This window comes from Mycolicibacterium arabiense (genome assembly GCF_010731815.2).
Classification (GTDB): Bacteria; Actinomycetota; Actinomycetes; order Mycobacteriales; family Mycobacteriaceae; genus Mycobacterium; species Mycobacterium arabiense.
Genome location: NZ_AP022593.1, coordinates 4,594,799 through 4,616,543, shown reverse-complemented (window position 1 = coordinate 4,616,543; position 21,745 = coordinate 4,594,799). Strand labels below are relative to the sequence as shown.

22 protein-coding genes are annotated in these 21,745 nt (G+C 67.7%); 10 read left to right on the top strand and 12 right to left on the bottom strand.

Translation table 11 applies throughout. From position 1 onward, the window contains the following. Nucleotides 1–12 precede the first annotated feature (12 nt). The 5 genes from G6N61_RS23825 to G6N61_RS23805 all read right to left on the bottom strand — a co-directional run bounded on the left by G6N61_RS23825 (nt 13) and on the right by G6N61_RS23805 (nt 4,227). Nucleotides 13–1,212: an MCE family protein gene (locus G6N61_RS23825; protein ID WP_163921998.1), complete on the bottom strand. Its 1,200-nt coding sequence runs from the start codon at nt 1,210–1,212 to the stop codon at nt 13–15. A gap of 10 nt (nt 1,213–1,222) precedes the next feature. Next, on the bottom strand, nt 1,223–2,065 hold the full coding sequence (locus G6N61_RS23820) for an MlaE family ABC transporter permease (RefSeq protein WP_163921995.1): 843 nt from the start codon (nt 2,063–2,065) through the stop codon (nt 1,223–1,225). 2 nt (nt 2,066–2,067) lie between these two features. Beyond that, nucleotides 2,068–2,832: an MlaE family ABC transporter permease gene (locus tag G6N61_RS23815; protein WP_163921992.1), complete on the bottom strand. Its 765-nt coding sequence runs from the start codon at nt 2,830–2,832 to the stop codon at nt 2,068–2,070. 257 nt (nt 2,833–3,089) lie between these two features. Continuing rightward, on the bottom strand, nt 3,090–4,022 hold the full coding sequence (locus tag G6N61_RS23810; RefSeq protein ID WP_179973517.1) for a 3-oxoacyl-ACP reductase: 933 nt from the start codon (nt 4,020–4,022) through the stop codon (nt 3,090–3,092). A gap of 13 nt (nt 4,023–4,035) precedes the next feature. Next, nucleotides 4,036–4,227 carry a ferredoxin gene (locus tag G6N61_RS23805; RefSeq protein WP_163921990.1) on the bottom strand — a complete coding sequence of 64 codons (192 nt, stop codon included), beginning with the start codon at nt 4,225–4,227 and terminating at the stop codon, nt 4,036–4,038. Between the two features lie 184 nt (nt 4,228–4,411). On the opposite strand from G6N61_RS23805, the gene G6N61_RS23800 reads away from it, so the two are divergent. The 5 genes from G6N61_RS23800 to G6N61_RS23780 all read left to right on the top strand — a co-directional run bounded on the left by G6N61_RS23800 (nt 4,412) and on the right by G6N61_RS23780 (nt 9,550). Continuing rightward, nucleotides 4,412–5,593 (top strand): acyl-CoA dehydrogenase family protein, encoded by a 1,182-nt coding sequence (locus G6N61_RS23800; RefSeq protein ID WP_163921987.1) that lies wholly within the window; start codon nt 4,412–4,414, stop codon nt 5,591–5,593. Nucleotides 5,594–5,614: 21 nt separating this feature from the next. Continuing rightward, a complete protein-coding gene (locus tag G6N61_RS23795; RefSeq protein ID WP_163921984.1) occupies nt 5,615–6,712 on the top strand; it encodes an acyl-CoA dehydrogenase family protein in 1,098 nt (365 codons plus the stop codon). A 6-nt stretch (nt 6,713–6,718) separates the two neighbouring features. Beyond that, nucleotides 6,719–8,233 carry a long-chain-fatty-acid--CoA ligase FadD17 gene (gene fadD17, locus G6N61_RS23790; protein WP_179973516.1) on the top strand — a complete coding sequence of 505 codons (1,515 nt, stop codon included), beginning with the start codon at nt 6,719–6,721 and terminating at the stop codon, nt 8,231–8,233. Between the two features lie 188 nt (nt 8,234–8,421). After that, nucleotides 8,422–8,703 (top strand): hypothetical protein, encoded by a 282-nt coding sequence (locus G6N61_RS23785; RefSeq protein WP_163921981.1) that lies wholly within the window; start codon nt 8,422–8,424, stop codon nt 8,701–8,703. A 130-nt stretch (nt 8,704–8,833) separates the two neighbouring features. Further along, nucleotides 8,834–9,550 (top strand): helix-turn-helix domain-containing protein, encoded by a 717-nt coding sequence (locus G6N61_RS23780; RefSeq protein WP_163921977.1) that lies wholly within the window; start codon nt 8,834–8,836, stop codon nt 9,548–9,550. On the opposite strand, the gene G6N61_RS23775 is transcribed toward G6N61_RS23780, so the two are convergent. From G6N61_RS23775 to G6N61_RS23765, 3 genes are all read right to left on the bottom strand, one after another. Further along, entirely contained in the window at nt 9,487–9,882 is a 396-nt protein-coding gene (locus tag G6N61_RS23775) for a VOC family protein (protein ID WP_163921974.1), read from the bottom strand. The genes G6N61_RS23780 and G6N61_RS23775 overlap by 64 nt on opposite strands. A gap of 61 nt (nt 9,883–9,943) precedes the next feature. Then, the gene (locus tag G6N61_RS23770; protein WP_163921971.1) at nt 9,944–11,065 is read right to left on the bottom strand and encodes an NAD(P)H-dependent flavin oxidoreductase; all 1,122 of its coding nucleotides are present in this window, start codon (nt 11,063–11,065) and stop codon (nt 9,944–9,946) included. A gap of 1 nt (nt 11,066) precedes the next feature. After that, on the bottom strand, nt 11,067–12,728 hold the full coding sequence (locus G6N61_RS23765) for a medium/long-chain-fatty-acid--CoA/3-oxocholest-4-en-26-oate--CoA ligase (protein ID WP_163921968.1): 1,662 nt from the start codon (nt 12,726–12,728) through the stop codon (nt 11,067–11,069). Between the two features lie 69 nt (nt 12,729–12,797). Between G6N61_RS23765 and G6N61_RS23760 the strand changes: the two genes are divergently transcribed. Next, nucleotides 12,798–13,598 carry a crotonase/enoyl-CoA hydratase family protein gene (locus G6N61_RS23760; protein ID WP_163921965.1) on the top strand — a complete coding sequence of 267 codons (801 nt, stop codon included), beginning with the start codon at nt 12,798–12,800 and terminating at the stop codon, nt 13,596–13,598. Between the two features lie 102 nt (nt 13,599–13,700). On the opposite strand, the gene G6N61_RS23755 is transcribed toward G6N61_RS23760, so the two are convergent. The 3 genes from G6N61_RS23755 to G6N61_RS23745 all read right to left on the bottom strand — a co-directional run bounded on the left by G6N61_RS23755 (nt 13,701) and on the right by G6N61_RS23745 (nt 16,739). After that, a complete protein-coding gene (locus G6N61_RS23755; RefSeq protein ID WP_407666501.1) occupies nt 13,701–14,915 on the bottom strand; it encodes a cytochrome P450 in 1,215 nt (404 codons plus the stop codon). 5 nt (nt 14,916–14,920) lie between these two features. Continuing rightward, nucleotides 14,921–15,601 (bottom strand): acetoacetate decarboxylase family protein, encoded by a 681-nt coding sequence (locus tag G6N61_RS23750; RefSeq protein ID WP_163925067.1) that lies wholly within the window; start codon nt 15,599–15,601, stop codon nt 14,921–14,923. A 106-nt stretch (nt 15,602–15,707) separates the two neighbouring features. Next, nucleotides 15,708–16,739, bottom strand: coding sequence for an LLM class F420-dependent oxidoreductase (locus G6N61_RS23745; RefSeq protein WP_163921959.1), 1,032 nt, complete (start codon nt 16,737–16,739; stop codon nt 15,708–15,710). A gap of 70 nt (nt 16,740–16,809) precedes the next feature. On the opposite strand from G6N61_RS23745, the gene G6N61_RS23740 reads away from it, so the two are divergent. Genes G6N61_RS23740 through G6N61_RS23725 form a run of 4 tightly spaced genes read left to right on the top strand, consistent with a single transcriptional unit; the run spans nt 16,810 to nt 20,444 of the window. Continuing rightward, on the top strand, nt 16,810–17,802 hold the full coding sequence (locus tag G6N61_RS23740) for a Zn-ribbon domain-containing OB-fold protein (RefSeq protein ID WP_163921956.1): 993 nt from the start codon (nt 16,810–16,812) through the stop codon (nt 17,800–17,802). Nucleotides 17,803–17,811: 9 nt separating this feature from the next. Further along, nucleotides 17,812–18,870 carry a thiolase family protein gene (locus tag G6N61_RS23735; protein ID WP_163921953.1) on the top strand — a complete coding sequence of 353 codons (1,059 nt, stop codon included), beginning with the start codon at nt 17,812–17,814 and terminating at the stop codon, nt 18,868–18,870. Beyond that, complete coding sequence (locus G6N61_RS23730; protein ID WP_163921950.1) at nt 18,871–20,046, top strand: thiolase family protein; 1,176 nt, start codon at nt 18,871–18,873, stop codon at nt 20,044–20,046. A 44-nt stretch (nt 20,047–20,090) separates the two neighbouring features. Beyond that, nucleotides 20,091–20,444 carry a nuclear transport factor 2 family protein gene (locus G6N61_RS23725; protein WP_163925066.1) on the top strand — a complete coding sequence of 118 codons (354 nt, stop codon included), beginning with the start codon at nt 20,091–20,093 and terminating at the stop codon, nt 20,442–20,444. On the opposite strand, the gene G6N61_RS23720 is transcribed toward G6N61_RS23725, so the two are convergent. Continuing rightward, nucleotides 20,441–21,724: an LLM class flavin-dependent oxidoreductase gene (locus G6N61_RS23720; protein WP_163921947.1), complete on the bottom strand. Its 1,284-nt coding sequence runs from the start codon at nt 21,722–21,724 to the stop codon at nt 20,441–20,443. The genes G6N61_RS23725 and G6N61_RS23720 overlap by 4 nt on opposite strands. Between the last annotated feature and the right edge of the window lie 21 nt (nt 21,725–21,745).

Sequence of the window (21,745 nt, the reverse complement as noted above, 5' to 3'; positions counted from 1 at the left end):
CGCAAGCGCTCATCAGTAATCGTCCCGTTCTGCGAACGCACCGTGGAACAGGAACTGCAGGGTGGACGGCGCGTCGAACTGCAGTTCCGTGTTCGGCTGGAATGGGATGTACGCGTTGTCGGTCACCAGGAACGGTGTGTGGTACCAGGATCCGCCGTACTGCTTGGACGGCACGTCTGGCAGGCCACGGCAGTTCGGGCCGCCGGAGGCGTTCACCATCGGCAGGCTCTCGGGATAGGTGTAGGCCGGCGCGCCGGGCAAGAAGCTGGAGGAGACGAACAGGCCCGGCCGAATGCCACCGATGATCGGGGCGAACGTATCGAGCGCCTTCTTCGTACCACGGAGGATACAGCCGAGTTCGGGCGAGTAGTCGCCGAGCACCTTGAGCGGGGCGCGCAGGCGCTGGATCGCGGCGATCAGGTCGTCGGCGGCCGGTTCCAGTGTCGCGGTGCCGTTGTTGGCCAGTCCGGTGGCCGCCAGCAGGGCAGCGTTGAGGTTCTCCTGCTCGTCGACGACGGTCTGGCTGATGGTCGGGGCGTTCTGGAGCACGGTGGCCAGATCCGGGGCGGCGTCACCGTAGATGCCCGCCACGACGGCCGTCTTCTGGAAGTCCTGCTGCAGCGTCGGCAGCTTCGGATTGAGCTGCTGGAGGTAGTAGTTGATGCCTGCGAGCGAGGCGCCGAGGTCGTCGCCGTTGCCCCGCAGGCCCTCACCGAGCGCGGTGATCGTCGCGTTGAGATTGATCGGGTCGACCTTCTTCAGCACGTCGCTGAGGGTCTGGAAGAGGGTGTTGACCTCGAGCTGCACGTTCGCGGCCGACACCGCGGCGCCGGGACGCAGCGAGTCGCCGGTCGGGTCGGCCGGTTGCAGGAACTCCACCGACTTGGCGCCGAAGACGGTGGTGCCACCGATCTTCACCTGCGCGTTCGACGGGACGTAGCGCATCTGGCTGCTGTCGATGGCCAGCGTCAACTTCGCCTGGTTGCCCGCGTACTGGATCGTCTCGACCTTGCCGATCTGGATGCCGCGGTACTTCACCTTCGCGCCGGTCTCCATGACCAGGCCTGCGCGTTCCGACGTCACCGTCACCTTGTCGACCGAGGTGAACGCCGCGGAGTACGAGAGGTAGGTGAACGCGACGGCGGCGACCAGGACAGCCGCGAGGATCGCGGCTGCGATCCTCACGTGACTGCGCTTGGAATCACTCGACATCGGTGCCGGCCTATCCGGAGAGGTTGAAGTTGCCCGACGCGCCGTAGACCGCGAGGGAGATGAACAGGACGATGGTGACGACGACGATCAGCGACGTGCGGACGGCCTGGCCGACGGCGATGCCGACGCCGACCGGGCCGCCAGAGGCGTTGTAGCCGTAATACGTGTGAACGAGCATCACCGCTATGGACATCACGATGGCTTGGAGGAACGACCACAGCAGGTCGCTCGGCACCAAGAACGTGTTGAAGTAGTGGTCGTACAGACCGGCGGACTGTCCGTTGATGTAGACGGTCGTGAACCGAGCGGCGAAGAAGGCCGCGAGCACCGACAGCGCGTATAGGGGAACGATCGCGATGAGCCCGGCGATGATCCGCGTCGACACCAGATACGACACCGAGTGCACGGCCATCGACTCGACGGCGTCGATCTCCTCCGAGACTCGCATCGCGCCCAACTGTGCCGTCGTGCCCGCACCGATGGTTGCCGCGAGCGCGATGCCCGCGATGACGGGCGCGACGATCCGCACGTTGAGGAAGGCCGAGAGGAACCCGGTGAGCGCCTCGATGCCGATGTTGCCCAGCGACGAGTAACCCTGCACGGCAATGACGCCGCCCGAGGCCAGCGTCATGAAGGCTGCGACGCCGACGGTGCCGCCGATCATGACCAGGGCTCCGGTGCCCATCGTCATCTCGGCGATCAGACGGATCGTCTCGCGGCGATACCGCGTCAGCGCGTTGGGGATGTAGCGCACCGACTCGCCATAGAACAGGGCCTGCTCGCCGACGGTGTCGACCATGTTCGGCACGCCACGGAAGAACCGTCGCAGGCGCAGGGTGGCGTCGTAGCTCATGACTAGCGCTCCAGGACTCTCACGCCGACCGCCGTCATGATCACGTTGATCACGAACAGGCAGATGAACGCATAGACGACGGTCTCGTTCACGGCGACCCCGACGCCCTTGGGGCCGCCCTGCACCGTCAAACCGCGGTAGCAGCCCACCAAGCCGGCGAAGACGCCGAAGAGCAGGGCCTTGAACATCGCCAGCACGAGTTCGCCGAGCCCGGTCAGGATGGTGAGCCCGTTGATGAAGGCGCCGGGGTTCACGCCCTGCAGGAATACCGAGAAGACGTAGCCGCCTGCGAGGCCGATCGCGCAGACCAGACCGTTGAGCAGCAGTGCGACGAACGTCGAGGCGAGGACGCGGGGGACGACCAGACGCTGGATCGGGTCGATGCCCAGCACGCGCATCGCGTCGATCTCCTCGCGAATGGTGCGCGCGCCGAGGTCCGCACAGATGGCGGTGGCGCCTGCACCGGCAACCACCAGCACGGTCACGACCGGTCCCAGCTGCGTGATCGTGCCGAAGGCCGTGCCCGCGCCGGACAGGTCGGCGGCGCCGATCTCGCGAAGGAGGATGTTGAGCGTGAAGGCCACGAGGACGGTGAACGGGATGGCGACGAGGAGTGTCGGCACGAGCGAGACGCGGGCGATCATCCACGTCTGTTCGAGGAACTCACGGAACTGGAATGGCCGCCGGAAGATCTTGACGAACGTATCCAAGGACATCTCGACGAACCCGCCTACGGCCCGAGCCGGTGCCGCGAGCTGTTCGATCAAACTCGGCTCCGTTTCTCGGGACGAGGGCTGGATGTCGTCGTGGCGAAGCCGTTGAATCGGCCCGTCTCGATGATCTTCCCACCCTAGGTTGAGCACCGCTCTTAGTGAGCCGGATCATATTAACTAGAACACGTTCGCAGTGTCAAAGAACGGCAAAACCAGTACAAAACACCATATTCGTGCTGGTAGAAGCATGTGTGACCCAGGTCATTCTATAACGTGTTCTAGTGCCTTCAGCACACTGACAACCAAGACTGTCAGTCTTGCGCAGCCATCAACGCGCTGGCCGAGAAACCGAGTTCGGGATCCCGGTCAGCAAAGTACGCACGCAGTGTGTCGTCGAGGTCGTCGGCAGCCCACGCGTCGGAGTTCGCGGTGAATCGCTTCTCCACCGTCGGTGCGGCGACCAACGTCACGGTTGGACCGTAGACGATGAACAGCTGCCCGTTGACCCCTTCCGACGCCGGGGACGACAGAAACCGCACGAGGTTGACGACGTGCTCCGGCGACAGCTCGTCGATCTGCCCCTCGCTCAATTCGGGGGCGTCGCCGAAGACGTCGGCGGTCATGGCGGTCCGTGCCCGCGGCGCAATCGCGTTTGCGCGCACGCCGTACCGGCCGAGTCCGCGTGCCGCGGTCAGCGTCAACGCGGTGATCCCCGCCTTCGCCGCTCCGTAGTTCGCCTGGCCGACGGGACCGGCGAGCCCGGCCTCCGACGAGGTGTTGACGATGCGGCCGTAGACGGTGCCCCCGTTGGCCTTCGCCTTGTCGCGCCAGTAGGTCGCCGCGTTGCGGGTCAGCAGGAAGTGGCCGCGCAGGTGTACGGCGATGACGGCGTCCCAGTCCTCGTCGGACATGTTGAACAACATCCGGTCCCGCGTGATGCCCGCGTTGTTGACCACGATCGCCAGCCCGCCGAGTCCGTCGGCGGTACTGACCAACTCGTCGGCGGTGACGCGCTCACTGATGTCGCCCGCGACGGCCACGCCCTTGGACCCCGCGGACGAAATCTCGTCCAGCACGTCCGACTTGTCCAGCGCCGGTGCGATGTCGTTGACCACCACCGTGGCGCCCTGGCGGGCCAGCCCGATCGCCTCCGCCCTGCCGAGCCCCGCTGCCGCGCCGGTCACCACGGCGACCAAGCCGGACAGGTCGGAACCGGTGGAGTTCTGAGTGCCGTCGTTCGTCACTTTATGAATACCTCTAGTCTCTGCGGGTCAGCGCGGCGCGGGGGCATTCCGCGATGGATTGCTCGGCCAGGCCCTCCTGGTCGGCCGGCACCGGATCGACCTTGACGACGGCGTAGTCCTCGTCGTCCAGATCGAACAGGTCGGGCGCAATACCCAAGCACACCGCGTTTCCCTCGCAGCGATCCCGGTCTACTTCCACGTGCATGACAACCTCCTCGCAGCCAGGGTGCGGATGACCCGCCGGTCGTAACGGGTCACGATATCTCCCCGTTCGAACGATGGCAGTAAAGCATGACCTGGATTCCAAGACTAGAACGTGTTACAACCAGGGGTGATCGACAGGGCTTTTCGGCCCTGCTGAAACGGCCAGAACAGTGGAGGAAGACGCGATGCGCATCGGCTACAGCCCCGAGCAGGAGGACTTGCGCCGCGAGCTGCGCTCGTACTTCGCCAAGCTCATGACTCCCGAGCGCGCCGAGGCGCTCACCTCCAGCGACGGCGAGATGGGCCGCGGCAACGTCTACCGCGAGACCGTCGAGCAGATGGGCAAGGACGGTTGGCTGACGCTGTCCTGGCCCAAGGAGTACGGCGGCCAGGCACGCCCTCCGATGGACGGTCTGATCTTCAACGACGAGGCGTCGATCGCCAACGTGCCGGTGCCGTTCCTGACCATCAACTCCGTCGCGCCGACGATCATGCACTTCGGCACCGAGGAGCAGAAGAACTTCTTCCTGCCCAAGATCGCGGCGGGCAAGCTGCACTTCTCCATCGGCTACTCCGAGCCGGGCGCGGGCACCGACCTCGCAGCGCTGCGCACCACCGCGGTGCGCGACGGTGACGACTACGTGATCAACGGCCAGAAGATGTGGACCAGCCTGATCGCCTACGCCGACTACGTGTGGCTGGCCGTGCGCACCAACCCCGAAGCCAAGAAGCACCGCGGCATCTCGATGCTGATCGTGCCGACCACGGCCGAGGGCTTCTCCTGGACGCCCGTGCACACCATGAGCGGTGTCGACACCAGCGCGACCTATTACCAGGACGTCCGCGTGCCAACGTCCAGCCTGGTCGGCGAGGAGAACGCCGGCTGGAAGCTGGTGACCAACCAGCTCAACCACGAGCGCGTCGCACTGGTGTCGGCGCAGCCGATCTACGTGGCACTCGATGCGGTTCGCGAGTGGGCGCAGAACACCAAGGACATGCACGGCAAGCGGCTCATCGACTCGGAGTGGGTGCAGCTCAACCTCGCTCGCGTCCATGCGAAGGCCGAGGTGCTCAAACTGATCAACTGGGAACTGGCGTCGACCACCGACGCGGCACCGTCCCCCGCCGATGCATCCGCGGCCAAGGTGTACGGCACCGAGCTGGCCACCGAGGCCTACCGCCTCCTGATGGAGGTGCTCGGCACGGCTGCCACGTTGCGCACCGACTCCCCCGGCGCGCTGCTGCGGGGCCGCATCGAACGCATGCACCGCTCGTGCCTCATCCTCACCTTCGGCGGCGGCACCAACGAGATTCAGCGCGACATCATCGGCATGGTGGCCCTCGGGCTGCCCCGGGTCAACCGCTAAAGCGAAGACGGAGACTACGACATGGACTTCTCACCTACCGAAGCCTCGACCGACCTGGGCGGGCTGGTGCGGACCATCACCGACTCGGTGTGCACGCCCGAGCACCAGAGACAGCTCGACGGGCTCGACCAGCGCTTCGACCGCGACCTGTGGGCCAAGCTCGTCGACGCCGACGTGCTGTCCACCACCGCACAGGAATCGGTGGGCGGCGGCGGATTCGGCGTCGTCGAGGAGGTCGCGGTGCTGACGGCACTGGGCCGCCAGATGGCGGCCGTGCCGTACCTGGAGTCCGTCGTCCTGGGCGCTGGAGCGTTGGCGCGCTTCGGATCCGCCGAACTGCAGGCGCAGTGGGCGACGCCGGCGATCAAGGGCGAGAAGATCCTCACTGTCGCACTCGACGGCGAGATGGGCCAGGGACCCGTGCAGGCCACGACCGCCGACGGCGGTTACCGGTTGACCGGCACCCGCGCGCTCGTCCCGTTCGGCCCTGTCGCCGACGCCTTCCTGGTCCCCGCCGAGACCGATGAGGGCACCAAGGTCTTCCTCGTGAGCGCGAGTGACACCGGAGTGACGGCCGCCTCCCTCGACACCACCGGCCACGGCAGCGTCGGACACCTCGACCTGCAGGACGTCGAGGTCTCCGCCGACCGCGCCGTAGGGGGCGGCGACACCGCCGCGTGGCTGACCACACGCGGCACGTTGGGCCGCAGCGCCTTTCAGCTCGGTGTGCTCGAACGCGCACTCGAACTCACCGCGACCTACGCCCGCGAACGCGAACAGTTCGACCGCCCGATCGGTAGCTTCCAGGCCGTGTCGGCGCGACTGGCCGACGGGTACATCGACATCAAGGGGCTGCGCCTGACGGTGACGCAGGCGGCGTGGCGCGTCTCCGAGGACCTGCCGTCCGATCTCGAGATCGGCACCGCCGCTTTCTGGGCGGCCGAGGCCGGACATCGCGTCGCCCACACCGCCGTACACGTCCACGGTGGGGTCGGCATCGACACCGACCATCCCATCCACCGCTACTTCCTGGCGGCCAAGCAGACCGAGTTCGGCGTCGGCGGAGCCACCGGGGCGTTGTTGCGCATCGGCCGCGAACTCGCCGAGACGCCCGCCTGAATCAGCGTGCCCGGCAACCCCACCGTCACCGAGCTGCTGAGACCGCTCGCCGACGTCACCGATCGCGGCGTCCACGACGGTGACGACTTCACCAGTTGGCGCGACCATCTCAGAGCGGCGGCACGCCTGGCATCGGCGCTGCGCGCGCGACTCGATCCCGCGCGGCCGCCGCACGTCGGCGTCCTGCTGGGCAACACGCCGTTCTTCTCCACGGTGCTCGTCGCCGCCGGGCTGTCCGGGATCGTGCCGGTGGGCCTGAACCCGACCCGTCGCGGTGCGGCGCTGGCGCGTGACGTCGCACACGCCGACTGTCAGCTGGTGCTCACCGACGGTGCCGACGCGCTGGACGGCAGCACGCCCGGCGTGGACGTCGTCGACGTCGAATCACTCGAGTGGGCAGCCGAACTCGCCGCGCACGACGATGCGCCGGTGGCGTTCGCCGATCTGCATCCCGATGACCTGTACATGCTGATCTTTACCTCCGGCACCAGCGGTGAGCCGAAGGCGGTGCGCGTCACCCACGACAAGGTGGCGTTCCCGGGGAGGATGCTGGCCGAGCGCTTCGGTCTCGGCCCGGCCGACGTCTTCTACCTGTCGATGCCGCTCTTCCATTCCAACGCCGTGATGGCCGGCTGGGCCGTGGCCGTCGCCGCGGGCGGCTCGATCGCGTTGCGACGCAAGTTCTCCGCGTCCCGGTTCATCCCAGACGTCCGACGGTACGGGGCGACGTACGCCAACTACGTCGGCAAGCCGCTGTCCTACGTACTGGCCACGCCCGAGCAGCCCGACGACGCGGACAACCCGTTGCGCTTCCTCTACGGCAACGAGGGCGCCCCGCGCGACATCGGCCGGTTCGCCAAGCGCTTCGGCGTCACCGTCGTCGACGGGTTCGGATCCACCGAGGGCGGCGTCGCTATCGCGCGGACACCCGATTCGCCCGACGGCTCGCTCGGACCGCTGACCGACGAGGTCGACATCGTCGACGTCGATACCGGCGAACCCTGCCCGCCGGGCAAGGTCGGCGAGCTGATCAACCCCACTGGACCCGGGTGGTTCCGTGGCTACTACCGCGACGAGGGCGCCGAGGCCCAGCGGATGGCGGGCGGCGTGTACCACAGCGGCGACCTCGCCTACCGCGACGAGAACGGCTACGCCTACTTCGCCGGGCGGCTCGGAGACTGGATGCGGGTCGACGGGGAGAACCTCGGTACCGCGCCGATCGAGCGAATCCTGTTGCGCCACCCCGACGTCGTCGAAACGGCCGTCTATCCCATCCCCGACCCCACCGTCGGCGACCAGGTGATGGCGGCCATGGTGCTCGTCGACGGCGCCGAGTTCGACGGCGAGGCCTTCACGGCGTTCCTTGCCGAGCAGTCGGATCTCGGGCCGAAGCAGTGGCCGAAGTTCGTGCGGATCGCCAGTGCGCTGCCCCGCACCGCGACGTTCAAGGTGCTCAAGCGGGTGCTGTCCAGCGAGGGCACCGACTGCGCCGACCCGGTGCACCCCATCTCCCGGGCCTGACTGACTCAGCGCGCGTGCTCGAACGGCCCGGACCACGCGCCCGGCCGGAATCGTCGCACCGCCCGTTCGACGGCGCCGGCCTGGGCGCCGTACGGCGACACCGTGTAGCGGAGCAGCCCGCCGACAATCCGGGTGCCGGCGGGTCGACCGGCTGCCAGTCGTGCCGGAGTCGTGGGTGCTCGGCCGCCGTGGCAGTGCTGGCGAGGTACACCTCGAGTGCGGCGACCGTGGCGCGCGGCAGGCGTCGGTGCCGGCTGGCATACGACCCGAAGCCGACGGCCGCGACGTCGCGCCAGGCGATGGTGCCGGTGCGGCGCCCGTCGAACGGGTGGATGCCCACGTCGTCGAACTCAATCCCCATCCCCCGCAGCGCCTTCGGGGCCCGCCAGCACACCCACGCGAACGGTATGGCGAGCACGGCCGTCGCGATCCACCCGCCGGTGCTCGGCTCGTCCGAGCGGAGCACCTGAATCAACGGAACGAGCCACAGCAGCGCCGTGAAACCCAGGACTCCCGACGCCAGTACCGGTGTCCACCTCACCAGCACGACCCGCTCCCGTGCCCCGGCATCGTCCACGGCACGACGGTAGCGTGCGAGTCGTGGGATACCGCGAACTGCCCGCACCCCCTGCGCTGCGCGGGTTTGTCGAGACTGCATGGGTCGCCGACGGCGACGGCGAAGGAGTTCGGGTGCTCCCCGACGGCTGCATGGACCTCATCCGCATGGGTGGGCGCGTGGTGGTCGCCGGCCCGGACACCGCGGCGATGGAGACCACCCGCGACCGGGAGCCCGTTGCCGGGCTGCGCTTTCGACCCGGTGCCCTCCCCCGGCTCCTCGGCGTCCCGGCCGTGGAGTTCCGCGACCAACGCGTGCCGCTGGCAGACGTGTGTTCGGCGCCCTCCCACCTCCGGCTCTGGGACCTCGCCGGCGAGTTGGCGGCGCGCCCCGTTCGCAGTGAGACGGCGCCGTGGCCGCTGCGCACGCTGCACCACGTGACCGGCCGCCTGTCGGCGGGCGCCACCGTGGGCGCGGTGGCCGACGAGGTCGGCTGGTCGAGCAGGACGCTGCACCGGCAGAGCATGGCGGTGTACGGCTACGGCCCGGCGACCTTGAGACGGATCCTGCGGTTCCGGCGCGCGGTGGCACTCCTGCGCGACGGCAGCGCTCCCGCCGCCGTCGCTGCGGCGACCGGCTATGCCGATCAACCGCACCTGCACCGTGAGGCGCGCGCACTGGCCGGCGTACCGGTCGCTCAGCTGGTCAGTGGCGCGAACAGATCGACCGACGTGCCGTCGGGGTCCTCCACCGTCGCGTAGCGCTGTCCCCAGAAGGCGTCGATCGGCTTCAACCGGCCGTGATGGCCGGCCGCGGTCAGCGTTTCATAGAGCGCATCGACCGACGCGGGGGCGTCCAACTGAAAGCCGATCACCACCCGGCCCGCCGAAGTCGGTGGCGCCCAGCCCTCATGCAGCTCGGCGATCGTCTCCTCGGTATCGAAGGCGAGCACCCCACCGCCGGGGAGGTCCACCTCGACGTGCGGGCCGTCCGGCTCGGGTACCTCCAGCCCGAGCATGCGGTAGAAGTCCAGCGAGCGGGTCAGGTCACTTGCGACGATCTCGATGGCCGTCGACGTCACGCGAATGTTCACAGTCGACGACGCTAGGCCGCAGCTGCCGCCGAATCGTGAACGAATCGGACAGACCCCGGGGTCACTTCTCCCGGATGCCGTCCAACCGCTTCGACGCCTCCTCGAACCCGCTGACCAACTCGCCGATGATGTCGGCGACGGGACGAATCTCGTTCATCCGCCCCACGATCTGGCCCACCGGCATGGCGACCGCGGTCGGATCCTTGGCCTCGTTCATCCGCTGGTGGGCCTCACTGACGAGGATGTTCTGCAGCGGCATGGGCAGCGGCTCGGGCGCACCCTCGGCGTCCCAGGCGTCGGTCCAGCGCGACTTCAGCAGCCGCGCAGGCTTGCCGGTGTAGATCTTGCGGCGCACGGTGTCACTCGACGTCGCGGCCAGCATGGCCTCCTGGATCACCGAGACACCGGAGGACCCACGCACCCCGAGGTCGTACTCGGCGGCGGTGAGGAACGCCGAGCCCATCCACACGCCCTGGGCGCCCAGCGCGAGCGCGGCCGCCACCTGTCGACCGGAACCGATGCCGCCGGCGGCGAGTACGGCAGCACTGCCGTCCAACGCGTCGACGACCTCGGGCACCAGCACCATCGACGCGATCTCACCGGTGTGGCCGCCGGCCTCGTGTCCCTGGGCGATGACGATGTCCACGCCGTTCTCGGCATGGCGCAGAGCGTGTTTGGCGCTACCGGCCAAGGCCGCGACCGGCACTCCGGCGGCATGCGCCTGGTCGATCACGTCCTTCGGTGGTGACCCGAGCGCGTTGGCGATCAACTTGATCGGATGCTTGAGCGCCACCTCGACGTGCGACCGGGCCACCGAATGCAACCAGCCCAACACGCCTTCGGACTTCTCCTCGTCGTCGGGCAGCGGCGGGACGCCGAGGTCGGCGAGCGTCTTGTCGACGAACTCGCGGTGCGTCTGCGGGATCAGCTTGTTGATGTCGACACTAGTGCCCTCGGTGGGCACCTTCGCCGGCATGACGATGTCGACGCCGTACGGCTTGCCATCGGTGTTCTCATCCATCCACCGCAGCACGTTCTCGAGGTCGTCGGCCTGGTTGAAGCGCACGCAGCCCAGCACGCCCAGACCGCCGGCGCGGGTGACCGCGGCGGCCACCTTCTCCGACGGGGTGAAGACGAAGATCGGGTACTCGATGCCGAAGCGATCGCAGAGTTCGGTACGCATCTTATTTCTCGGCTCCCTGAGCGACGGCGTGCTTGGCGTGAACGTCGTCGGCCGGACGTTCCTCGGTCGTGTCCTTGGCCCAGCGGTAGTCCGGCTTGCCCGCGGGTGAGCGCTTCACCTCGTCGACGAGCCACAGGCTGCGCGGCACCTTGTAGCCGGCGATCTCCCTGCGCACGAACGCATCCAGCTCCGCGAGCGTCGGCTTGACGCCCTCCCGGGGCTGGACGACCGCGGCGACGTGCTGGCCGAAGCGCGGGTCCGGCACGCCGACTACGAGGGCGTCGAACACGTCGGGATGACCCTTGAGCGCGGCCTCGACCTCTTCGGGGTAGATCTTCTCGCCGCCGCTGTTGATCGACACCGATCCCCGGCCCAGCATCGTCACCGAGCCGTCGGCCTCCACCTCCGCGTAGTCACCGGGAATCGCGTATCGCACACCGTGGTACGTGCGGAAGGTCTCGGCGGTCTTCTTCTCGTCCTTGAAGTAGCCGACCGGGATGTGGCCGCACTTGGCGATGATGCCGCGCTTGCCCGAACCCGGCGCGACCTCGTTGCCGTCCTCGTCGAGCACCTTGGTGTTCTTGTCGATCGTGACGCGCGGGCCGCCCGTGTGCGACTGACCCTTCGCGACGATGCTGGTGCCGCCGAAACCGGTCTCCGACGAGCCGATCGAGTCGGTGATTATCCGGTCGGGCAGCAGTTCGAGGAACTTCTCCTTGATGCTGGTGGAGAACAGCGCCGCCGTACTCGCCAGCAGGAACAGCGACGACAGGTCGTAGGTGTTGCCCTCGTCCTGATGGGCGAGCAACGCGTCGAGCAGTGGCCGCGCCATCGCGTCGCCGGTGAAGAACAGCAGATTCACCTTGTGCTCGTGGATCATTCGCCACACTTCGTCGGCGTCGAACTCCGGTGCCAGCACGACGGTCTGGCCCGAGAACAGCGACATCCAGGTGGCCGACTGGGTGGCGCCGTGGATCATCGGCGGGATCGGCAGCCGGACCATCGGCGGATTCGCCGCGGCCTGCTTCGACAGGTCGTACTCGTCGGCGATCGGCTCGCCGGTCGCGAAGTCGGTGCCGCCGAACAGAACCCGGTAGATGTCCTCGTGGCGCCACATCACGCCCTTGGGGAAGCCGGTGGTGCCGCCGGTGTAGAGCAGGTAGATGTCGTCCTCGCTGCGGGGGCCGAAGTCACGCTCGGGCGACCCTTGCTCCAGCGCCGAGAAGAACTCGACACCGCCGTAGCGCTCGAAGTCGTCGTCGCTGCCGTCCTCCACCACGAGGATGGTCTTCACGTTCGGCGTCTCGGGCAGCACGTTGGCGACGCGGTCGGCGTAGCGGCGCTCGTGCACCAGCGCGACCATGTCGGAGTTGTCGAAGAGGTACTTCAGCTCCCCCTCGACGTAGCGGAAGTTGACGTTGACGAGGATCGCGCCCGCCTTGACGATGCCGAGCATCGCGATGACGATCTCGATGCGGTTCCGGCAGTACAGCCCGACCTTGTCGTCCTTCTTCACCCCCTGGTCGAGCAGGTAGTGAGCGAGGCGGTTCGCCTTCTCCTCCAACTCGGCGTACGTGAGCTGTTCGTCCCCGGAGATGAGGGCGACACGGTCAGGCACGGCATCGATGGCGTGCTCGGCAAGATCGGCGATGTTGAGGGCCACGAGACCTAAACTAGAACGTGTTACATTTCGTGACAAGTCTCCTGCGTAGATGGTGAAAGGCGAATACCCGTGACCGAGCCGGAAAAGGCCCCCGACGCCCTGATTGAGCAGCGCGGACACACTCTCATCGTGACGCTGAATCGGCCGGAGGCGCGCAACGCGCTGTCGACTGAGATGCTCTCGATAATGGTCGACGCGTGGGACCGCGTCGACGACGATCCCGAGATCCGCAGCTGCATCCTGACCGGCGCCGGCGGCTACTTCTGCGCCGGCATGGACCTCAAGGCCGCGACCAAGGCCCCACCCGGCGACTCGTTCAAGAGCGGCAGCTACGACCCGACGCGGATCGACGGCCTGCTGAAGGGCCGTCGACTGAAGAAGCCCTTGATCGCGGCGGTCGAGGGACCGGCGATCGCGGGCGGCACGGAGATCCTGCAGGGCACCGACATCCGCATCGCGGGCGAGAGCGCGAAGTTCGGCATCTCCGAGGCGAAGTGGAGCCTCTATCCGATGGGCGGCTCCGCCGTCCGCCTGGTCCGCCAGATCCCGTACACGATCGCCTGCGACCTGCTGCTGACCGGACGGCACATCACCGCCGCCGAAGCGCTGGAGTACGGGCTGATCGGCTACGTGGTGCCCGACGGCTCGGCGCTCGACAAGGCGCTCGAGATCGCCGAACTGATCAACGCCAACGGCCCCCTGGCCGTGCAGGCGATCCTGCGCTCGATCCACGAGACCGAGGGCATGCACGAGAACGACGCCTTCCAGATCGACACCAAGATCGGCATCGGCGTCTTCCTCTCCGAGGACGCCAAGGAGGGCCCCAGGGCCTTCAAGGAGAAGCGCGCCCCCAACTTCCAGATGAAGTAGGGGGCCTGCGCCTCACCTTCCGCGAACGTCGGTTACCGCCACGCGAAATCGAGTTCGGCGTGACACGAGCCGACACTCGCGGTGGCAGATCGGCCTGAAGGGCTAGTCGAGCACCCGCTTCGTCGGGGTGAACACCACCGGCATGGCCTCGGGCCCGCTGACGAAGTTCGCCGCCCGCAGCGGCACGTGGGCACCGTCGGCGAGGCGGAGGTCCGGCAGACGCTGCAAGATGCGGCTGACCATCAGCCGCAGCTCGAGCCGGGCCAGCTGGTTGCCGAGGCAGAAGTGCGTGCCGAAGCCGAACGCCACGTGGCTGTTCGGCTGCCGGTCGATGCGGAAGTTCTCCGGATCGCCGAACACCGACTCGTCGAAGTTCGCCGACTCGAACATCAGCATGATCTTCTCGCCCTCGCGCAGCTCGGTGCCGTGAAACTCGGTGTCGGCCGTCAGCGTCCGGCACATGTTCTTGACCGGGGACGTCCAGCGCAGCATCTCCTCGATGGCGCCGGGCATCAGCTCCTGGTCGGCTACCAGCGCCTCCCACTGATCCCGGTGGCGCAGAAGCTGTTCGGTGCCGCCGGACAGCGTGTGGCGGGTGGTCTCGTCGCCACCGATGAGGATGAGCAGCGTCTCGAAGACGATCTCGTCGTCGCTCATCCGCTGACCTTCGACCTCGCTGTTCACCAGAATGCTGAACAGGTCCTCGGTCGGCTGCGCGCGGCGCTTGGCGATGGTCTCCATGGTGAACGCGGTGTACGCGGCGAAGGTGTCCATCAGCGTCTTGATCGTCGCCTCGTCGACGGTCGAGCTGAGTCCACACACCAGGTTGTCGGACCACTCCAGCAGCGTCTCGCGGTCCTCGGGCAGCACGCCGAGCATGTCGCCGATGACGGCCATGGGCAACGGGGCGGCGATGTCGCGCACGAAGTCGCACTCGCCGCGCTCGCACACCGCGTCGATGAGCGTGTCGCACAACCGCTCGATCGACGGCACCTTGTCCATGACCCGCTTGCGGGTGAAGCCCGCGTTGACCAGCTTGCGGCGCAACAGATGTGACGGATCGTCCATGTCGATCATGTAAGGCATGCCGGGCTGATCGGGCCGGATGCCGCCGGTCGAGCTGAACAGCTCGGGGTTGCGCTCGGCGTCCAGCACGGCTTGGTAGCTCGCCGCGGCGGCCAGACCGTTGCGGTCGCGGAACACCGGCTGGTGCTCGCGCATCCAGCGGTAGGCCTCGCGGGCTCGTCCGTCGGCGTAGAAGTTGCCGTCGGCGAGGTCGACGTCGGGCTTGAGGGACGGGCCGGTCTCGGGAAGCACAGTGGTCACGCGATCTCCTTGGCGTCAGCGAAGGTCATCTCGACGTTATCGGCCGAACTCGAGATCATGGCCCGCTTCGGGAAACCCAGCGCGGCCAGTTCGCGCGCATAGGGGTGGTTGCCGAGCCGCACGGTCGCCCCGCCGGGCCGGTACCGGACGCCGGACATCGTCATCTCGCCATCGGTCATGCGGGTGACGCCGTCCAGATGCGAGTAGGTGGGGTGCACCTGCGGCTTGGAGGTGAACCGTGCAGGCACGCGCAGCCCGGGCTTGAAGTCCATGCCGACCGCGAACTGACCGTCGATGGTCACGTCGAAGCTGAACCCGTGACCGTCGCGGATGACGAAGTCCGCCAGCACCTTCGGGTAGCCCCAGATGGTCCGGCCTGCTTCCATCGTGAACGCCCCGTCGACGGGCAGGTGGTGAATGAAGGCACCCGCGGACTGCAACGCCTTGAGTCCACTGGCCGTCGAGCCCGGCGGATTGACCATGACGTTCGTGCCGTACTCGTAGTACGGGCCCAGGTCGCCGTCGACGTAGTGCATCAGCATCAGCACGACGACGGCCTTACCCGGCCGGTGCCGGCAGACCTGGAGTCCGCTGTCGGCGATCATCCGTTGCGCGGCATCGGCGTCCACCGAGAACATCGCCATGTGCTGCTCGGCGGTCCGGATCCGGACCGGCATCGTCACGGTCTCACCCGCGATCGTGTACTTGGATGTGGCGTGGGTCACCGGCTCAATGTAGAACTCCGAGTAGACACATGGCAAGAATGTGTCTACTCGGTGCGGCTCAGACCAGCGCGGCGAGATCCCGGATCTGCTCGGACGAGCGGGCACCGACCACCATCATGGTGACGCCCGAGGCCTCCCAGGCCTTGATCTGTTCCTTGACGTAGGCCAGGTCGCCGACGATCGCCGAGTCGTCGACCAGTTCGTCGGGGATGACGGCGGCCGCCTGGTCCTTGCGGTTGCTCCGGAACAGCGCGGTCACCTCGTCGACCACCTCCGAGTAACCCATGCGCCGGTAGACGTCGGCGTGGAAGTTGGTCTCCTCAGCGCCCATTCCGCCCATGTAGAGGGCGAGGTGCGGCTTCATGAGCTCCATGACGCCGGGACGGTCGTCGGTGACCACCACCTGCGCCGTCGCGCAGATCTCGAACGTCTCGCGGGTGCGTCGGGCACCGGGCCGGGCGAACCCCTCGTCGAGCCATTCGTTGTACATGTCGGCGATGCGCGGCGAGTAGAAGATGGGCAGCCAGCCATCGCAGATCTCGGCTGCCAAAGCCACGTTCTTCGGGCCCTCCGCGCCGAGCATGACGGGGATGTCGGCGCGCAGCGGATGGGTGATCGGCTTGAGGTTCTTGCCCAACCCGGTGGTGCCCTCACCCGTGAGCGGCAGCGGGTAGTGCGGGCCGTCGCTGTGCACCGGCGCTTCGCGGGCCCAGACCTGCCGCAGGATGTCGACGTACTCGCGGGTGCGCGCCAGGGGCTTCGGGAACTTCTGGCCGTACCAGCCCTCGACGACCTGCGGGCCGGAGACGCCCAACCCGAGGATGTGCCGCCCGCCCGACAGGTGGTCCAGGGTCAGGGCCGCCATCGCGCACGCCGTCGGTGTGCGGGCGGACAGCTGGATCACCGAGGTGCCGAGCCGCATCCGCGTGGTCTCCCGGCCCCACCAGGCCAATGGGGTGTAAGCGTCCGAGCCCCATGCCTCGGCGGTGAAGACGGTGTCGAAGCCCTCGGCTTCGGCCGTCGCGACGAGTTCCGCGTGATCGGTGGGCGGCTGTGCGCCCCAGTATCCGAGCTGGAGTCCGAGCTTCATCTCCGCCAACTTTCTCGGACCCGCGGGCCCGTCCTTGCGACGATTGTTAGAACCTGTTCTACTCGATGCCGTGAGCGCCAGCCAAAGTAGCCCGGCCAGTATCGATGAACATCAGCCGCCCCTTTCGGCGCCGCTGAAACTGTCATTCGACTACACCCGTTCAGTAGGTTCGACCCTCAGTCGGTTCTTCACCGAACTACGCAACCGACACGTCGTCGGCGTCCGCGGTTCGGACGGACGGGTACTCGTACCGCCCGCCGAGTACGACCCCGTCACCTACGCTCCGTTGACGGAGATCGTACCGGTGGCCAGTGCCGGAACAGTCGTTTCGTGGACCTGGCAACCCAACCCCTTGGAGGGTCAGCCGCTGCAGCGGCCGTTCGCCTGGGCGCTCATCAAGCTCGACGGCGCCGACACCCCGCTGCTGCATGCGGTCGACGCCGGATCCGCCGACGCCATCAGCACCGGCGCCAGGGTGCACGTGCACTGGGCGGACGAACCGGTCGGCGCCATCACCGACATCGCGTACTTCGAACTGGGTGACGACACCGAACCCGTCGAAGACGTGGCAGACGACCGCGATCCGGTGACGCTGTTGGTGAGCCCGGCATCGATCGAGATCCAGCACACCGCGTCCCTACCCGAGAGCACGTTCCTGCGCGGTCTCGAGGAGGGCAAGCTCCTCGGCGCACGCACCGGCGCGGGCGGCAAGGTCTACTTCCCGCCGCGCGAAGCCGACCCGGGCACCGGCCAGCCGACCACCGAATTCGTCGAGCTGCCCGACAAGGGCACGGTCACCACGTTCGCCATCATCAACATCCCGTTCGCCGGCCAGCGCATCAAGCCGCCCTACGTGGCCGCTTACGTATTGCTCGACGGCGCCGACATCCCGTTCCTGCACCTGGTCACCGAGATCGACGCGGCCGACGTGCGGATGGGCATGCGGGTCGAGGCGGTGTGGAAGCCCCGCGAGGAATGGGGTCTCGGCATCGACAACATCGACTACTTCCGGCCCACGGGTGAGCCCGACGCCGACTACGACACCTACAAGCACCACCAGTAAGGGCATCCAGTGACTGATGTAGCAGTGGTCGGCTTCGCGCATGCCCCGCATGTGCGCCGCACCGAGGGCACCACCAACGGCGTGGAGATGCTCATGCCGTGTTTCGCCGAGCTGTACGCCGAACTCGGGCTCAAGCAGACCGACATCGGGTTCTGGTGCTCGGGATCCTCCGATTACCTTGCCGGCCGGGCGTTCTCGTTCCTCTCCGCGATCGACTCGATCGGCGCCGTGCCGCCGATCAACGAGTCGCACGTCGAGATGGACGCCGCGTGGGCGCTCTACGAGGCGTACCTCAAGATCCTCACCGGCGCGGTGGACACCGCCCTGGTGTACGGCTTCGGCAAGTCGTCGGCCGGCGTGCTCCGCCGCGTCCTCGCCCTGCAGACCGATCCGTACACCGTCGCGCCGCTGATGCCCGACGCAGTATCGATGGCCGGTCTGCAGGCCCGGTTCGGGCTGGACGCCGGCAAGTGGACGGCCGAGCAGATGGCGCAGGTCGCACTGGATTCGATGAACGCGGCCGGTCGCACCGACTCGGAGAAGCCCGCCAAGAGCATCGACGAGCTGCTGGAGCGGCCCTACTTCGCAGATCCGTTGCGCCGCCACGACATCGCGCCCATCACCGACGGCGCCTCGGCCATCGTGCTGGCCTCGGGCGACCGGGCCAGGGAGCTGCGGGAGAACCCCGCCTGGATCACCGGAATCGAGCATCGCATCGAGACCCCGGTCCTCGGCGCCCGCGACCTGACCACCTCGCCGTCGACGGCGGCATCGGCGAAGGCCGCCACCGGCGGCGACGTCGGCTCGATCGACGTGGCCGAGATCTACGCCCCGTTCACCCATCAGCAGCTGATCCTCGCCGAGGCCATCGGTCTGGGTGATTCGACGAAGATCAACCCGTCGGGAGGCGCCTTGGCCGCGAACCCGATGTTCTCGACCGGCCTGGAGCGGATCGGCTTCGCCGCCCGGCACGTCTTCGACGGATCCGCGCAGCGGGTCCTCGCCCATGCCACCAGCGGCCCCGCGCTGCAACAGAACCTGGTCGCGGTCCTGGAAGGAAAGAACTAGATGGCCGGCAACAACGCAGCGGTCCTCGGCACCGGGCAGACCAAGTACGTCGCCAAGCGCAAGGACGTCTCGATGAACGGCCTGGTGCGCGAGGCCATCGACAAGGCGCTCGCCGACTCCGGCTCGACCTTCGACGACATTGATGCCGTCGTGGTCGGCAAGGCGCCCGACTTCTTCGAGGGCGTCATGATGCCCGAGCTGTTCATGGCCGACGCGGTGGGCGCGACGGGCAAGCCGCTGATCCGGGTGCACACCGCGGGTTCGGTGGGCGGTTCGACGGCGATCGTCGCGGCCACTCTGGTGCAGTCGGGCAAGTACCGGCGCGTCCTGACGATGGCGTGGGAGAAGCAGTCCGAGTCGAACGCCATGTGGGCGTTGAGCATTCCGGTGCCGTTCACCAAGCCCGTCGGCGCAGGAGCGGGTGGCTACTTCGCACCGCACGTGCGCTCCTACATCCGGCGTTCGGGCGCCCCGACGCACATCGGTGCGATGGTCGCGGTGAAGGACCGTCTGAACGGAGCGAAGAACCCGTTGGCACACCTGCACCAGCCGGACATCACGCTGGAGAAGGTCATGTCGTCTCAGATGCTCTGGGACCCGATCCGGTTCGACGAGACGTGCCCGTCCTCCGACGGCGCCTGCGCGATGGTGATCGGCAACGAAGAAATTGCGGATCGCCGCGTCGCCGAGGGCAATCCGGTGGCCTGGATCCATGCCACGGCGCTGCGGACCGAGCCGCTGGCCTACTCCGGTCGCGACCAGGTCAACCCCCGGGCCGGTCGCGACGCCGCTGCCGCGCTGTGGCGCGACGCGGGCATCACCTCCCCCATCGGCGAGATCGACGTCGCCGAGGTCTACGTGCCGTTCTCCTGGTTCGAGCCGATGTGGCTGGAGAACCTGGGCTTCGCCGCCGAGGGCGAGGGCTGGAAGCTCACCGAGGCTGGCGAGACGGCGATCGGCGGCAGAATCCCGTTCAACGCATCGGGCGGCGTGCTGTCGTCGAACCCGATCGGCGCCTCGGGCATGATCCGGTTCGCCGAGTCGGCCATCCAGGTGATGGGCAAGGCGGGCGACCACCAGGTGCCGAATGCGCGCAAGGCGCTCGGGCATGCCTACGGCGGTGGCTCGCAATACTTCTCGATGTGGGTGGTAGGCGCCGACAAGCCAGGATCGTGACCGCGGCCGTCTCGTCGGCGGGCAGGCTGTCGCGGGAGGCGGCGATGGCCGGCGACAAGGATGCGTGGCTGGCGCTGTTCGCCGACGACGCCATCGTCGAGGATCCGATCGGGCCGTCGCACTTCGACCCGGAGGGACGCGGCCACCGCGGCAAGGCGGCGATCGCGCGCTTCTTCGACATGGCGATCGCCCCGAGTCAGCTGGAGTTCCACTTCGACAAGACCTACGTCTGCGGCGACGAGGAGGCGAACGTCGGTCACATCGTGATCGTCGCGAGCGGTTACCGCGTGGTGGCCGAGGGCGTGTTCACCTACCGCGTGAACGCCGACGGGAAGATCGTTGCGTTGCGGGCGTATTGGGAACTGGACAAGGCTGCCGCGAGCGCGCAACCCGTCTAGTCCGCCAGGATGTTCTGACGCAAGGTCTCGCCCGGATAGCGCGACCTGTACCGGCCTCGGCGCTGCAGCTCGGGAACCACCTGGTCGACGAACTCTTCGAAGCATCCGGGGGTGTACGTGGCGAGGAGCATGAAGCCGTCGGCGCCGCCGTCGTCGAGGAACGTCTCGATCTGGTCGGCCACCGTCGCCGACGTTCCAATCACCTGCGGCATCGCGAAGCGGAACGCGTAGGTGTCGGCGGCCTCTGCGATCGTGACGGCGTCCCCCGCGCCGCTGGCCACCAGGGCGTCCTTGACGCCCTGGATGCCGGGCACCGGAACGTCGGTCAGGGGCAGGTCCGGGTCGAACGTCGAGAAGTCAACGCCTAGTTGACCGCTGAGCATCGCTAGTGACGCTTCGGGACGCAGCAACGCCCGGAGGTAATCGGCCTCCTCTCGCGCCTGCGCATCGGTATCCGCGACGATCACCTGCGCGCCGTAGTAGAGCTTGACCGTTTCGGGGTCTCGCCCCGCCCCGGCGACTCGGTCGCGGATGTCGTCGGAGTACGCCCGCATCGTGGCGACGGTCGGCTGGATCGCGAAGATTGCCTCGGCCGTCCTCGCAGCGAAGTCTCGCCCCTGCTCGCTGGCACCCGCCTGCCAGAGCACCGGCCTCCCCTGCGGGGACGGAGCGACGAAGTGCCGGCCTCGGCAGCGGAAGTGCTTGCCCTCGAACACGACCTCGCGGATCTTCTCCGGGTGGGCATAGATGCCCGATGCCCGGTCGGCGGCGATGGCGTCCGGCTGCCAGGAGTCCCACAGCTGACTACAGAGGTCGACGTACTCCGCGATGCGCTCGTAGCGAACGGACCGATCGGGCATCTCCTGTCCGTAGGCGGCGAACTCCGAAGGCGAGTACGACCCGACGATGTTCCATGCGACCCTCCCGCCCGAGAGGTGGTCGAAGGTGGACAGCCGCCGAGCCATCGAGTACGGGTGCTCGAAGGCCGTCGACAGCGTGATGCCCACGCCGAGATGCTCGGTGGCGCCGGTGATGATCGGCGTCAGGGCCCCCGGCTCGTGGGTGGGCGCTTGCACCGCGTACCGCATGGTCGCGTCGGAGCTGCCTTCGAACGAGTTGTACGGTGCCAGTTCGTCGGCGAGGAACACCGCGTCGAACAGGCCGCGCTCGAGCGTCCGCGCGAGGTGTTCCCAGTACGGCGGCGCCGCATAGTCCCAGCCCACCTTGTCGAGTGGATGCCGCCACATTCCGACCGAGTGACTGCTGACGCCGTGTTGCATGAACGCAAGGAAGTGCGCCTT

Excerpts from the sequence above, each read along its gene's own strand:
- G6N61_RS23825 (WP_163921998.1), bottom strand. The coding sequence starts at position 1,212 with ATGTCGAGTGATTCCAAGCGCAGTCACGTGAGGATCGCAGCCGCGATC.
- G6N61_RS23820 (WP_163921995.1), bottom strand. The coding sequence starts at position 2,065 with ATGAGCTACGACGCCACCCTGCGCCTGCGACGGTTCTTCCGTGGCGTG.
- G6N61_RS23805 (WP_163921990.1), bottom strand. The coding sequence starts at position 4,227 with ATGCACGTGGAAGTAGACCGGGATCGCTGCGAGGGAAACGCGGTGTGC.
- G6N61_RS23800 (WP_163921987.1), top strand. The coding sequence starts at position 4,412 with ATGCGCATCGGCTACAGCCCCGAGCAGGAGGACTTGCGCCGCGAGCTG.
- G6N61_RS23795 (WP_163921984.1), top strand. The coding sequence starts at position 5,615 with ATGGACTTCTCACCTACCGAAGCCTCGACCGACCTGGGCGGGCTGGTG.
- G6N61_RS23770 (WP_163921971.1), bottom strand. The coding sequence starts at position 11,065 with ATGCGTACCGAACTCTGCGATCGCTTCGGCATCGAGTACCCGATCTTC.
- G6N61_RS23750 (WP_163925067.1), bottom strand. The coding sequence starts at position 15,601 with ATGCCGGTCCGGATCCGGACCGCCGAGCAGCACATGGCGATGTTCTCG.
- G6N61_RS23745 (WP_163921959.1), bottom strand. The coding sequence starts at position 16,739 with ATGAAGCTCGGACTCCAGCTCGGATACTGGGGCGCACAGCCGCCCACC.
- G6N61_RS23730 (WP_163921950.1), top strand. The coding sequence starts at position 18,871 with ATGGCCGGCAACAACGCAGCGGTCCTCGGCACCGGGCAGACCAAGTAC.
- G6N61_RS23725 (WP_163925066.1), top strand. The coding sequence starts at position 20,091 with ATGGCCGGCGACAAGGATGCGTGGCTGGCGCTGTTCGCCGACGACGCC.
- G6N61_RS23720 (WP_163921947.1), bottom strand. The coding sequence starts at position 21,724 with ATGCAACACGGCGTCAGCAGTCACTCGGTCGGAATGTGGCGGCATCCA.